Source organism: Clostridium sp. (genome assembly GCF_036639235.1).
In the GTDB taxonomy this organism is placed as follows: Bacteria; Bacillota; Clostridia; order Clostridiales; family Caloramatoraceae; genus Clostridium_AB.
The window spans coordinates 18,710-32,237 of record NZ_JAVWJB010000013.1 but is presented as its reverse complement, the minus strand read 5'-3'; the positions used below and the strand labels follow the sequence as shown (position 1 = coordinate 32,237).

The following is a 13,528-nucleotide window of genomic DNA, read 5'->3' as shown; positions in this document are numbered from 1 at the left end:
CTTTAAAATATTGACACCAATTAATAATTAATATAGAATTAATATTAATAGATAATAATTATTTTAAAGCGAGGTATTAATAATGAATATAAATGAAAAAGTTTTAGATATTTTAAGATCAAAGGGAGAGCCTATGAAGGCTGGTGAAATTGCTGAAGCATCAGGTCTTGAGAAGGGTGATGTAGATAAGGCATTAAAGGAACTTAAGAAAAATGAAGAGGTTAATTCACCTAAGCGTTGCTATTATTATATAGCTGAGTAAGAGTAATAATTTTATAAAAATTTTTAAGTCTGTAGATGTTCTACAGACTTTTTTATTATAAGTATTACAAAATCTATTTAAATAAAAGGATTTTAAAATAAGTTGTTGAATTAATAATTTATAGTAAACCTTCCAATTAGCTAAATAGGAAAAGGTGATGGATTTGATACCAGTGAATATAAAATTAGGGGACATTGTAGTAAAAGACATAATATATGAGGATCTTCCTAAAATACATAGTCTATTAAATGAGTCGGATGATACAAAATCATTACTAGGTAAAAAGGAAAGCCTACAGTTTGATGAGGTTAAGGAAAGATTTTTAGAATCATTATCAAGTGTGTCAGATTTTTTCTTAGGAATATATAAAGAAAATAATATTATAGGTATTATTAAGGGAAGGTTTGAAAATAAATCTAACACAGAGCTTTGGATTTTGACTTATTTGTTAGGGGAGAGTTATAGGGAAAAGGGAATTGGTACAGATACTTTAAAGGAAGTTGAAAAATGGTTTGATGAAAATTATTCAGTACACCGTTTTTGTGTTTTTGCCTATGAAGATAGAAATAGAGCAATTAATTTCTGGAATAAAAACGGATATCAATTTCTTAGAAAAACAAAGATAAAGCACCCAATCAACTCAGGGGCTGTTGTAATACTAGAGAAAAGGGGTGAGGGGTATGGACTTTAACACAAGATGGTTAAAGGATAACATACTTGAAAGAACAAAAGAATCTTTAGAGAGTAAGGGATATGAGGTTTTTATTGTAGAGAACGAAGTTAAGGCTAAGGAAACACTGTTATCTATTATTAAAAGTGGGTCTAAGGTAGCATGCGGAGGAAGTCAGACATTACTTGAATGCGGAATATTAGATGAGCTTAGAAGTGGAGATTATAATTTTTTAGATAGATATAAAGCAGGGTTAACAGATGAAGATATTAAAAAAATTCATAGGGAAGCCTTCTTTAGTGACTATTACTTAACAAGTACAAATGCACTAACTGAAAATGGTGAGTTAGTAAACTTAGATGGACTAGGTAATAGAGTAGCAGCAATGATTTATGGTCCTGAAAATGTAATTGTAATAGCAGGTGAAAATAAAATAACTAGGGATATAGATTCAGCTTATAATAGAGTTAGAAACTATACAGCCCCTATTAATTGTAAGAGACTTAATAAGTCAACACCATGTGTTAGGGCGGCAACATGTCTTAACTGTTCTAATGAGGGAAGAATATGCAATCAAATGGTTGTAACTTATAGACAAAACACACCTATGAGGGTGAAGGTAATATTAGTAAAACGAGACCTTGGATACTAAAGAATAGCCGCTGATAATTCAGTGGCTATTTTTATAAAGGCTATATTAGGAGGGATTTATGAAATATACACGTATAGAAATCAAAAGTAAGTTCTCAAAATATAAGGTGATTATATGCTTTAGCATTTTACTTCCCTTATCCGCTCTTTTAATAGGAAAGGTTCTTATAGATTATACAAAGGGTGAGGCAACAAGTATTGCTGTAAAACTAGATAGTTTTGATAGAGTATATTTTGTACAGCTAGGGGTATTTGAAAATAAGGATGGTGCTATAAAAAAGGTGGAGACTTTGAAAAGTAAGGGAATTAATAGTGTTATATTATCTGATGATAAGTATTTTAAAGTGATAAATCATATAGCATCAACTCCGAAAAAGCTTGAGGCTAAGAAATTAGAGTTTGAGGAGAAGGGAATAAAGTCATATATAAAGGATTTTCCTATTAATAGTCTAGAAACAGTTGAAAATGGGAATATAAAAGAATATAAAACATATGTTAAGGAATTTATATTATCAAGCATTGATTTAAAGGGGTCAGTGATGAATTCAAACTATAAAAAGATAATCGAGTTTGATTTATTAGAAGTTAATAAGAATTTAGTCGATAAGATTAATAGGCAGGCTAAGGAGATTGTTGATATTTATTCAACGAACGATAGCGAGAAAATAACAAAAAATATACTTGAGTTAATAGTTAATTTTAATAAATTACCATAGTTATTTGTAAAGTAATTGAGAAATTAAGAAAAGATTACGAAATTAAAACTTTTTGTGAAAGCCCCTAAATTACTTGTTTAATAATACTTAAAATGATAAACTAAAGTAGAAAGTTTTTGGGGTTTTTGCAAATACAAGTCGTAATCTCTTACTCTATATTTATAGTTAGGGGGTTAATTATGGGTGTTAAGTCAGGAAAGGGATATATTTACCTTTTTACACTAATAATAATTTTTGGACTTGCAGGATCGGCACTAGGAAATGCCCTAGGACAGAATTTTCAATATTTGTCATTTTTAGATTCTAACTATACTCTAGGAATGACTAGTCCTTTTCAAATAGACCTTGGTCTATTAAATTTTACATTTGGTATTAATTTCACTTTTAACATACTATCTATAGGTGGTATGATATTAGGATATGCACTATACAGAAAAATGTGGTGATAATATGAACATAATTTTAGCTTCAGCTTCTCCAAGAAGAAAAGAGATAATGAATTTATATGGACTTGATTATAAGGTTATTCCATCTAATGCAGATGAGGATATAGACATAGAGTGTCCATATGAAATGGTAAAGGCTCTAGCTTCTAAGAAAGCACAAAGCATAGGAGTAGATAACAAAGATGACCTTGTTATAGGTGCTGACACAATTGTATATCTAGATGGTAAGATATTAGGTAAGCCAAGTAGTGAAGAAGATGCTTTTAAGATGTTAAAATCTTTAAGTGGAAAGTCACACGAGGTTGTTACTGGAGTTTCAATTATATGTGAAAATAAGAATATATCTATAAGTGATTATGAAGTAACTAAGGTTTATTTTAAATGTCTTACTGACAAGGAAATTCAATCCTACATTGACTCGAAAGAGCCTCTTGATAAGGCAGGTTCCTATGGGATACAAGGTATAGGAAGTGTTTTTGTTGAGAAGATAGAAGGGTGCTATTTTAATGTAGTAGGACTTCCAGTAAACAAATTATATAATCTTTTAGGGAGAATCGGGGTAAATCTTTTAGAGAGGAAGTAGTGAATTGAATAATCCACTAAAAATAAAAGATATACCGATGGAAGATAGACCAAGGGAGAGACTACTTAGCTATGGACCAGAAGTACTCTCAAATTCAGAGCTTTTAGCTGTAATACTTAGGTGCGGAAACAAAAACCAAAGTGCAATTGATCTTGCAGGCAGTATATTAAGCTATGGAGAGGGACTTTCATACTTACAGTCTTGTTCTATTGATGAGCTTTCACAAATCAAGGGAATAGGATCAGCTAAGGCATCTATGATTAAGGCGTCAATTGAACTTGGAAAGAGAATTAGAAATCTTAAACAAACTGAAAAGATAACTATTACCTCACCAAAAGATGCGGCAATGGTTTTATTTGATGATATGAAATGGCTAAAGAAGGAGCACCTAAAGGTAGCTCTTTTAAACACTAAAAACCATTTAATTAAGGTGTGTGATGTTTCCATTGGAACACTTAACTCATCAATTGTTCATCCAAGAGAAGTATTCTACGAAGCAATAAAAAACACAGCAAATGCAATTATAATATATCACAACCACCCATCAGGAGACCCTTCTCCTAGTCGTGAAGATATTAATATAACCACAAGGCTAAAGGATGCTGGAAAGATAATGGGTATTGAGGTTTTAGATCATATTATTATTGCAGGAAGTGAATATTTAAGCTTTAAAGAAAAGGGATTACTTTGATTTAAGAAAATAGCGTAACTTTAATAACAGAAAGGGGAATATGACATGGCTTTTTTCGGAATTACAAAAGATATGGGAATAGATTTAGGAACAGCAAACACGCTGGTTTATGTTAAGGGTAAGGGGATTATACTTAACGAACCATCAGTTGTTGCAATTAAAAATGATAGCGTACAGAAGGTTCTAGCAGTTGGAGACCAAGCTAAGGACATGATAGGTAGAACACCTGGTAACATAGTTGCTATTAGACCACTAAGAGATGGGGTTATTGCAGACTTTGATGTTACTCAAACAATGCTTAGAATGTTTATTAAGAAGGTTACAAAGAATAGTTCATTTGTAAGACCTCGTATTGTTGTTTGTTACCCATCAGGAGTAACAACAGTAGAAAAAAGAGCTATTGAAGAGGCTACTAGACAAGCAGGAGCTAGAGAGGTTTACCTACTTGAAGAGCCAATGGCAGCAGCAATTGGAGCAGGACTTCCAGTTAATGAGCCAACAGGTAGCATGATAGTTGATATCGGTGGAGGAACTACAGAAGTTGCTATTATTTCACTTGGTGGTATTGTTACAAGTATGTCACTAAGAGTAGCAGGAGATGAGTTTGACACTGCTATAGTTAATTATATTAAGAAGGAATACAACCTAATGATAGGGGAAAGAACAGCAGAGCAAATTAAGTTTGAAATAGGCTCAGCTTATGCCCTAGAAGAAGAAAATACAATGGATATTAAGGGAAGAGACCTTGTTTCAGGACTTCCAAAGCTTATATCTATTACATCAGAAGAAATTAGAAATGCTATACAAGAACCAGTAGCATCAATTATAGAATCAATTAAATCAACACTTGAAAAGACACCACCAGAGCTTGCAGCAGATATTATGGATAAGGGTATTATGCTTACAGGTGGAGGAGCATTCTTAAGAGGACTTGATAAGCTAATAAACGAACAAACTCATATTCCAGTAAATGTTGCAGAGAACCCAATTGACTGTGTTGCTTTAGGCGCAGGAATGGCTCTTGATACTATTGATTTCACAAAATAAAATAGCATATTGGAAAGAGGGAAATTAATGAATTTTATAAAGAACAAGTTGCTAACAATAGTACTTGTTCTTTGTCTTGCATTTACTATCTTTATAGGAATTTCAGCTAACAAGGGTGAGAATACTGGGGTTTTTCAACAGGTGGTAACATCTGTTGTTGAGCCTATACAGAAATATGTTTATACAGCTGGGCAAAGAATAAGTAGTATGTTTCATTATGTTACATCTCTAGGAACTATTAGAACTGATAACGAAAAGCTTAAGAGTGAAGTTAGTACTCTTAACGGTCAGTTAATAGACCTTGAAAGATACAAAAGAGAAAATGAAGAACTTAAGTCAATGCTTAACTTTAAAAATTCAAATCCTACAGAGAATATGGTAGGGGCTAGGGTTATAGGAAAGGTTGGAGAAAATTGGTTTAACACGTTAGTTATAGATAAGGGTTCAAATGATGGAATTAAAAAAGGACAGTATGTAGTAACAGGAACAGGCTTTGTTGGTAAAGTGAAAGAAGTTACATCTACAACTGCCAAGGTTATGACTATACTTGATGAGAAGGCTAATATTCCTGTTAAGATATCTTCAACAGGGGAGCAGGCAATGGTTTCAGGAGCAGGAATTGCTAGTAAGTCTAAACAATCTAAGGTTAGATTTATACAGCCAGACTCAAAGATTAAGCCAGGAGATAAAATACTAACATCCAACGTAATTGCTGATGAGGATCAGTTGGCTAAGGATAATATTATAGTTGGAACTGTTACATCGGTTGAAGAAGAAAAAACTAACTTTATTAAGGTAGCTTATATTAGCACTGAAGTAGATTTTTCAACAATCGAAAATGTAATGGTTATGGTTAAGTAGGTGATAATATGCAAATGTATAAAAGATATATTCTTATATTCTTTCTAGCAATACTTCTAAATATATTACAGATAGGAATGATCTCATCTATAAGTATATTTGGGGTAAGCTTTGATTTAGTATTTGTATTTATTGTTTGCTATTCGCTTCTTAGAGAAGATGTTGAATGTGTAGTTTTAGCTCTTATATGTGGGCTTGTAAGAGATAGTTTTTATCCAGAAGTATTTGGACTTAACACAATTATATATATTTCAGCAGCCTATATACTTTGTCATATTGAAAAAAAGATATACAAAGACGCGGTGTTAATACCTATGATTTCTACTTTTATAGCTACAATTTATAAGGGGATATTTTACTATTCTCTATTATATGCAGTATCCATAAGATATAATTTTGTAGGACATTTTTTATATGTTGTTCCTATAGAGGCGATACTTAATTCTATAGTTAGTATTATAGTATTTAAGCTTGTAAGTAGAATTAACAGACTTAAATGTATGCACCAAGAGTGGAAGTTTTAGTATACATATAAAGGTGAGATGATATGAAGAAAACAACAACGAGGGCAACCTCTTTTTCTATAGCGGTTATACTTGTGTTTACCCTGCTTTTATCTAGATTGTTTTATGTTCAAATTGTAAAAGGTGATTACTATAAAACACTTGCAGAAGAGAAGGGTGAAAAGGAAATAATAGAGCCTGCACCTAGAGGAGATCTTCTAGATAGAAATGGGGAGAAAATAGCTGTTAGTAAGCAGGGGTATAATATTACCTTCTCAAACTATCAAGGTAAAACTAAAGAAAAAAAGGAAGATAAGGATAAGAGAATAAATGAAGCTCTTATTGAAACTATTAGAATTGTTACAAAGAATGGTAATGCAGATAAGCTTAACCTAACTTCTCTACCTATTGTATTAGAAGGGGATAAGTATGCATACAATTTTACTGCAACAAGTCAAGAACTTCGAGCTAAACTTACTAAGAATCTAAAAAAGGCACATGGAATAGATAAGATTGAAAGTGATGAGGCAAAGGAAACAGGTAAGCCTGTTGATTATGATATTAATAGGGTAGTTGAGGAAATTGGTATTAAGTTTGGAGTAGTCAATAAGGATACCAAGAAGTATAACTACGATATTACAAAGCCAGAAATGCTTCAACTTATAGCCCTTAGAACTGCTATTTCACAGGTAGCATATTCACAGTATAAAACAGTATATATTGCAAAAAACGTTTCACAACAAACAGCATTTGCAATAATGACTAAAAGTTCAGAGCTTCCAGGAATATCATATGAGGTTGCACCTATTAGATACTACCCAAATGGTGAAGTAGGTTCGGGATTTATTGGGTATCTTGGAAAAATAGGTGAGGATGTTGCTGAGAAGTATAAGGGTCTAGGTTACGATGTTAACAGGGAACTTATAGGTAAGCTTGGACTTGAAAAGGCACTTGAAAGTAATAAGGAACTTGGAATTAACTTAAGAGGAGAACCTGGGGTTCGTTATGTTAATGTTGATAAGTTTGGTCAAATTATTGGAGAAACTGCAACGCTTGACCCAATACCAGGAGATACTGTTAAGACTACAATAAATATGAATATCCAAAAGGTAGCTGAAAAGGCCCTAGATGATACTATGGCAAAGATTAGAGGAATGGCTAAGGGTGGAAATGCACAGCGTGGAGCTGCAATTGTTACAGATGTTAAAACAGGTGAAGTGTTAGCACTAGCAAGTAGGCCAGGATACGATCCTAATCTTTTTGCAGAAACAGGTTCACTTGCTGACCCTGAAATGTACAAGAAGTATTTTGTTCCAGAGAAAAATGAAGGTGATAGGTATGACGTTATACCTGCACCAATGTTTAATTATGCGACTAAGGGGGCGGTTCCTCCAGGGTCTATACTTAAGCCATTTGTTGGAATAGCAGGACTTGAAGAGGGAGTTGTTACTCCATCAGAAACTATTCTAGATACTGGTAAGTATCAGGGAATTAAGGGGATGGATGCATTTAAGTGCTGGATATATAAGTCAAAGCATCAAACCCATGGACATGTAAATATATCAAGTGCTATAGAAACTTCATGTAATATTTACTTCTTTGAGGTTGGTAAGAGACTTGGGTATGAAAGATTTAATAAATGGACTGCAAAATTTGGATTATCACCGGACCCTGTTACAGGGGATAGACCAAAATCAGGTATAGAGATTGAAGAGTCACCAGGTGAGGTTGGAAGTGAAGCAGGATTTAAGAGAACAAATCTTTCAATAGTTATGAACGATATATTAGGTCAGATTTCTCAAATAGATAATGGTGGTTATACTATAACTAAGGGAACTGATGAGTATAAGGCAATTGAAAATATGCTTGACACTGGAGAATACGACAAGGCAAAGCTTGAAGCTATAGGAATTACTAACCCTAAAGCTCAAAGAACTATAAAACTTAAGGTTAGCACATTTAAAAGAGAGTCAAGTAGTACAGGAGAACTTCTTAACCTATCTATAGGACAGGGTTCAACTCTACTAACACCTCTACAAATGATAGGTGCTATGAATACACTTCTTAACGATGGTAAGAGATACGGAATACATCTAGTTAAGGAAGTTCTTAATGTTGATGGAACAGTAAAACGTGAAATTAAACCTGAACTTTTAGAAGAGGTTACTATTAAGCCTGAGAACAAGAGAGCGGTACTTGAAGGTATGGCTAATGTTACATCAGGGGAGCATGGTACTGCAGCTTCTACATTTGCAGGATTCCCAATAAAAACAGGTGGTAAAACAGGTAGTGCTCAGGTTGGTGACATCCAGGCTAAAAACGGACGTAGTGCAACAGGATGGTTTATGGGATTTGCCCCATATGACAATCCTGAAATATCTGTACTTATTGTAATATATGATGCAGGAAGTGGTAGCTTTACAGCACCAGTTGCTAGGTCTATTTACGAGGAGTACTTTAAGGATAGGTTAAATACTAAGCCTAAGGAAGAAGATGCTACGACTCAACAGCAAACACCATTAAATCCAACGGAAAATGCATATACAGGTAATTAATAAAAAGGCAGGAATGCCTTTTTATTTTGTCTGAATATAAATTACCAGAGTATACAAAATAATCTAAATGTATTTTTTTATCATAATATGTATGTTAAAATAAGTACATATATGCTTAAAATAAAGAAGGAAAGACGTATCTTTTGGAGAAATATATAATATAGGCATCTGGAGGTTGCTACATGAAGAATGTAACTATTAAAGGGAGTAAAAACGGTATAACCATTTATATAGATTCAAATGACTTTGAATCTGTAAAAAAAGAAATAGTAGATAAAATAGAAAGAGGTAAGAACTTCTTCCTAGGTTCCGATATAATACTTAAGAGCACTGAAAATGGATTAGATAGTAGTGAGATTAAATTAATTATTAATTATCTTAAAGAAGAATTTAATATAAGTGCTAGTATTAAGGAAGAACTTAAAATTGAAGAGGTTAATGAGACTAAGAAGGAAGAGGCTAAGGAAAAGGTTTTCCAAGGCATATATGAAGGTCGCACCAAATTCTATAGAAGTACTATTAGATCAGGTCAAAAGGTTAATTATAATGGGAATATTATTGTTATAGGAGATGTTAATTCAGGAGCAGAAGTAATTGCATCAGGTAACATAATTGTTCTTGGAGTTTTAAGAGGAATTGCACACGCAGGCGCAAACGGCAACAGAAAGGCAATAGTTGCTGCATATTCACTTAAACCGACTCAGCTTAGAATAGATACATTAATAACAAGAGCCCCAGATGAACAGGATCTTTCTGGTAGCATTATACCAGAGGTTGCAAAGATTAAGGATGATTCTATAATAATTGAACCGTATTTACCAAATAAATACTTATAAAAAATACATATAATTTGGAGGGATATTTAAGATGGGAGTAGCCATAGTTATTACTTCAGGAAAAGGTGGAGTTGGAAAAACTACAACAACTGCTAATGTTGGTACAGCACTAGCAATGATGGGAAAGAGAGTTGTAGTTATTGATGCAGATATAGGACTTAGAAACCTTGACCTATTATTAGGTCTTGAAAATAGAATAGTATATAACCTAGTTGATGTTGTAGAGGAAACATGTAGATTAAAGCAGGCTCTTATTAAGGATAAGAGATTTGATAATTTATTCCTACTTCCTACAGCACAAACAAAGGATAAGACAGCAGTAAGTCCAGCTCAAATGCAAAAGCTTGTAAATGGGCTTAAGGAAGAGTATGACTATGTTATAATAGACTGCCCAGCAGGTATTGAGCATGGATTTGAAAATGCAGTTGCGGGGGCTGATAAGGCTATTATAGTTACAACTCCTGAAGTATCAGCTGTTAGAGATGCTGATAGAATAATTGGAAAACTTGAAGCTAAAGGACTTGAAAATCATGAGCTTATAGTTAATAGAATAAGACATGAAATGACTCTTAAGGGTGAAATGCTTAATATTGAGGACATGACCGACATTTTAGCAATAAAGCTTCTTGGAATAGTTCCTGACGATGAGAAAATAGTTGTTTCAACTAATAGAGGGGAACCAGCTGTTATGGATAACGACTCAAAAGCAGGACAAGCATATAAAAATATTGCAAAAAGAATCACCGGGGAAGAGGTACCACTTCTTAATTTAGAAGAGGAAAACAAAGGATTCTTTACAGCTTTAAAGAAAATATTTTCAAGGAAGTAGGAGGGTTATAGGTGGATTTATTTAAAATTTTTTCAAGAGAAAAACCTTCTAAAGATGTTGCAAAAGAGAGACTAAAGCTTATATTAATTCATGATAGAGCTAATGTTTCACCTCAATTTTTAGAAATGGTTAAGGGAGATATTATTAAGGTAATATCAGATTATGCTGAAATAGATGAAAAGGGATTAGAAATAAAGCTTACAAGAACAGATTCAGATTCAAATGAATCACCTGCACTTGTTGCTAATATTCCTATCAAGAAGATGAAAGAGGTAGGAAGATAATATACGGATTAAAAGGTAGGACTTGATGTTCTATCTTTTTTAATGTAAAAAATCCCTTGTTGTGATATAATCATTAGTACAATAAGGATAAACAATCATAGAGGTGTTATTATGTTCGGTAAAAATAGAATGATAAAACATATTGACTATAGTATAGTCTTCAGTTGTGTAGCTCTTATTATAATAGGTCTTATGACAATAAGTAGTGCTACCCATGCTTTTTCAGATGGAGGAAGCATGAGAAATCTTATAATGCAGGGTGCATTTGCTATAGTTGGAACTATTATAGCTATTGGTATTATAAGTGTTGATTATAATACTATAGGTGGGTACTATAAGCTTTTATATGCTCTTGGAATAGCATCACTTATTATTGTATTGTTATTTGGTAGTGAGAGAAATGGAGCTAAGGCATGGCTTGGTATTGGTCAATTTGGTGTTCAGCCAGCTGAGATATTTAAAATAGTTCTTATAATAGCAATAGCCAAGACCTTAGAAGATATTGATAATATAAATACATTTAAGAACTTTTTTAAGGTATCAGCAGTAGCGCTTATTCCTATGATATTAATTCAGATGCAGCCAGATACAGGAACTAATATGATATTTGCTGTAACTGTTTTCGGAATGATTTTCTATGCAGGACTTGATAAGAGAATTATATGGGGAGGACTTGGAGTTGGTATAGTTGGATTTGCAGCTATATGGTTTTTCGATATACTTAAGTCATACCAGAAATTTAGAATATTAGTATTTCTTAATCCTGAACTTGATATGTCAGGTGAGGGATATAATGCATACATAGCCAAAACCGCAATAGGAGCTGGACAATTTTTTGGGTCCGGACTTTATAGTGGTACCCTTACAGAGGGTAACTTTATTCCAGAGCTTCATACAGACTTTATATTTAGTGTGTTTGCTGAGGAATGGGGATTTTTTGGTTCGATAATACTTTTAGCTTTATATTTTAACATTATATGGAGAGGTATAAAAATAGCAAAAGAGTCAAAGGATAAGTTCGGTACATATCTTGTTATAGGTATTTTATCTATGTTTACATTCCAAATTCTACAGAATATAGGAATGGACCTAGGACTACTTCCTATTACAGGTATTCCATTACCATTTATAAGTTATGGAGGAAGTTCCCTACTTACAACTATTATTTCAATGGCCTTCTTGATTAATGTTGGAATGCGTAAACAAAAGATAAACTTTTAGGAGGGATTTAGTTGAATATAGCTTTAATTGCCCACGACAGAAAAAAGGATTTAATGGTAAACTTCGCAAAGAAGTATAAGGATCTACTTAAGGATCATACACTTTTTGCTACAGGAACTACAGGTATGAGAATATCTGAGGAAACAGGGCTTAAGATTCATAGATTTTTATCAGGTCCTATAGGTGGTGACCAGCAGATAGGAGCTAAGGTTGCATCAGATGAAATGGATATGGTTATATTCTTTAGAGACCCATTAACAGCTCAGCCACATGAGCCAGATGTTACAGCTCTACTTAGAATATGTGATGTTCATAATGTTTGCCTTGCAACTAACGAGGGTACAGCAGAGGCTGTTATTAAGACCCTAGTCCTTAAAAAGTAAATTTAATATTGAATACAAAAAGCTTAGGTTATTAACTTAAGCTTTTTTATTATAATTTTTTTAGGAAACCTTGAATATACATATATAAAGTATTTTTAGGGGGAAATAGTTGAATTATAACAGAGGGCCAATGCTAGGGGGAAACCCTAGGGTGAAAAAGGGCACATCATACATAGTAAAACTATCTAGACAGTTAACAGGGGTTCTTATAATAATACTAGTACTTATGATGTTTAAGTATAGTAAAACAGATGTATCAGAAAAGTTTAGCAAGATAATAGTTGATAATTTTTATTTAGATTATACGAAAAAGGTGGTTGAGGTTTATAACCAGTATTCTCCGGCGGTGCAAGATACCGTTGAAACATTTGTAAACAATGTTGGTAAGTAATTTTAGGAGTATATATGGATATAAAGAGAAATTTAACTTTTATAATTAAGGGGCTTTATTTAGTATTTTTAATATATCTGATTTTTAAAAGCCCCCTGCTTTTCCTTTTTGCAGGAATACACGAGGGGGTTCACTTATTAGTTGGAATAAAGCTTAAATATAGGCTTAGAAGAATATCATTATTACCATTTGGGTTTAGTTTATGTTTTAAGGAGGATTATGTTAAGCCCCAGCATAATATAGTCATTTCTATAAGTGGACCATTAACTAACCTGATTTTTTTTGGAATTTTTTATTTTATATTTTATATGTCACAGGAAAAGATTTTTTTAGATATGGCTATGGTTAATTTAGCATTATGTCTTTTTAATATATTACCTATTGGATTTTTAGACGGAGGAAGGGTTTTAAAGTCACTTTTAGCTATGTATGTTAGTATATTTTCTTCAAATTTAATTATAAATTTGAATGGAATAATATTTGGTTGTATAATGTTAGTGGTATCTTTATTATTATTTAATGGGCTAGGGAGTTTTTTACTAATATTAATTGGAATTAGTATAATATTTACAAGCTACTATGAAATAAAGTACCTAAAA

At 32.7% G+C, this 13,528-nt stretch carries 17 protein-coding genes and 1 pseudogene; all 18 read left to right on the top strand.

Annotated features, from left to right (window positions below; translation table 11 throughout):
• The first annotated feature begins 82 nt into the window (after positions 1-82).
• Positions 83-262 carry a MarR family transcriptional regulator gene (locus RR539_RS05405; RefSeq protein ID WP_332473479.1) on the top strand — a complete coding sequence of 60 codons (180 nt, stop codon included), beginning with the start codon at positions 83-85 and terminating at the stop codon, positions 260-262.
• A 172-nt stretch (positions 263-434) separates the two neighbouring features.
• The gene (locus RR539_RS05400; RefSeq protein ID WP_332473478.1) at positions 435-953 is read left to right on the top strand and encodes a GNAT family N-acetyltransferase; all 519 of its coding nucleotides are present in this window, start codon (positions 435-437) and stop codon (positions 951-953) included.
• Positions 943-1,584 (top strand): lactate utilization protein, encoded by a 642-nt coding sequence (locus RR539_RS05395; RefSeq protein ID WP_332473477.1) that lies wholly within the window; start codon positions 943-945, stop codon positions 1,582-1,584. Before RR539_RS05400 ends, RR539_RS05395 begins: the two co-directional genes overlap by 11 nt.
• 58 nt (positions 1,585-1,642) lie before the next feature.
• Positions 1,643-2,299 carry an SPOR domain-containing protein gene (locus tag RR539_RS05390; protein WP_332483551.1) on the top strand — a complete coding sequence of 219 codons (657 nt, stop codon included), beginning with the start codon at positions 1,643-1,645 and terminating at the stop codon, positions 2,297-2,299.
• A 179-nt stretch (positions 2,300-2,478) separates the two neighbouring features.
• Entirely contained in the window at positions 2,479-2,745 is a 267-nt protein-coding gene (locus RR539_RS05385; protein ID WP_332473475.1) for a DUF4321 domain-containing protein, read from the top strand.
• Positions 2,720-3,328: a Maf family protein gene (locus tag RR539_RS05380; RefSeq protein WP_332483552.1), complete on the top strand. Its 609-nt coding sequence runs from the start codon at positions 2,720-2,722 to the stop codon at positions 3,326-3,328. The genes RR539_RS05385 and RR539_RS05380 overlap by 26 nt, the downstream gene beginning before the upstream one ends.
• Before the next feature lie 4 nt (positions 3,329-3,332).
• Positions 3,333-4,019: a RadC family protein gene (gene radC, locus RR539_RS05375; protein WP_332473473.1), complete on the top strand. Its 687-nt coding sequence runs from the start codon at positions 3,333-3,335 to the stop codon at positions 4,017-4,019.
• A gap of 45 nt (positions 4,020-4,064) precedes the next feature.
• Positions 4,065-5,066 (top strand): rod shape-determining protein, encoded by a 1,002-nt coding sequence (locus tag RR539_RS05370; protein WP_332473472.1) that lies wholly within the window; start codon positions 4,065-4,067, stop codon positions 5,064-5,066.
• Positions 5,067-5,093: 27 nt separating this feature from the next.
• Complete coding sequence (gene mreC / locus RR539_RS05365) at positions 5,094-5,927, top strand: rod shape-determining protein MreC (RefSeq protein WP_332473471.1); 834 nt, start codon at positions 5,094-5,096, stop codon at positions 5,925-5,927.
• Positions 5,928-5,935: 8 nt separating this feature from the next.
• Entirely contained in the window at positions 5,936-6,451 is a 516-nt protein-coding gene (gene mreD / locus RR539_RS05360) for a rod shape-determining protein MreD (protein ID WP_332473470.1), read from the top strand.
• A 23-nt stretch (positions 6,452-6,474) separates the two neighbouring features.
• Positions 6,475-8,985 (top strand): penicillin-binding transpeptidase domain-containing protein, encoded by a 2,511-nt coding sequence (locus RR539_RS05355; protein WP_332473469.1) that lies wholly within the window; start codon positions 6,475-6,477, stop codon positions 8,983-8,985.
• A gap of 182 nt (positions 8,986-9,167) precedes the next feature.
• Positions 9,168-9,821 (top strand): septum site-determining protein MinC, encoded by a 654-nt coding sequence (minC, locus tag RR539_RS05350; protein ID WP_332473468.1) that lies wholly within the window; start codon positions 9,168-9,170, stop codon positions 9,819-9,821.
• Between the two features lie 31 nt (positions 9,822-9,852).
• Positions 9,853-10,650: a septum site-determining protein MinD gene (minD, locus tag RR539_RS05345; protein WP_332473467.1), complete on the top strand. Its 798-nt coding sequence runs from the start codon at positions 9,853-9,855 to the stop codon at positions 10,648-10,650.
• An 11-nt stretch (positions 10,651-10,661) separates the two neighbouring features.
• Positions 10,662-10,934 (top strand): cell division topological specificity factor MinE, encoded by a 273-nt coding sequence (gene minE, locus RR539_RS05340; protein WP_332473466.1) that lies wholly within the window; start codon positions 10,662-10,664, stop codon positions 10,932-10,934.
• A 111-nt stretch (positions 10,935-11,045) separates the two neighbouring features.
• Entirely contained in the window at positions 11,046-12,155 is a 1,110-nt protein-coding gene (gene rodA, locus RR539_RS05335; protein WP_332473465.1) for a rod shape-determining protein RodA, read from the top strand.
• A gap of 11 nt (positions 12,156-12,166) precedes the next feature.
• A complete protein-coding gene (mgsA, locus tag RR539_RS05330) occupies positions 12,167-12,538 on the top strand; it encodes a methylglyoxal synthase (RefSeq protein ID WP_332473464.1) in 372 nt (123 codons plus the stop codon).
• A 109-nt stretch (positions 12,539-12,647) separates the two neighbouring features.
• The gene (locus RR539_RS05325; RefSeq protein ID WP_332473463.1) at positions 12,648-12,929 is read left to right on the top strand and encodes a hypothetical protein; all 282 of its coding nucleotides are present in this window, start codon (positions 12,648-12,650) and stop codon (positions 12,927-12,929) included.
• Positions 12,930-12,943: 14 nt separating this feature from the next.
• Positions 12,944-13,366: pseudogene (locus RR539_RS10890) on the top strand (site-2 protease family protein); the annotation flags it as partial.
• Positions 13,367-13,528 lie beyond the last annotated feature (162 nt).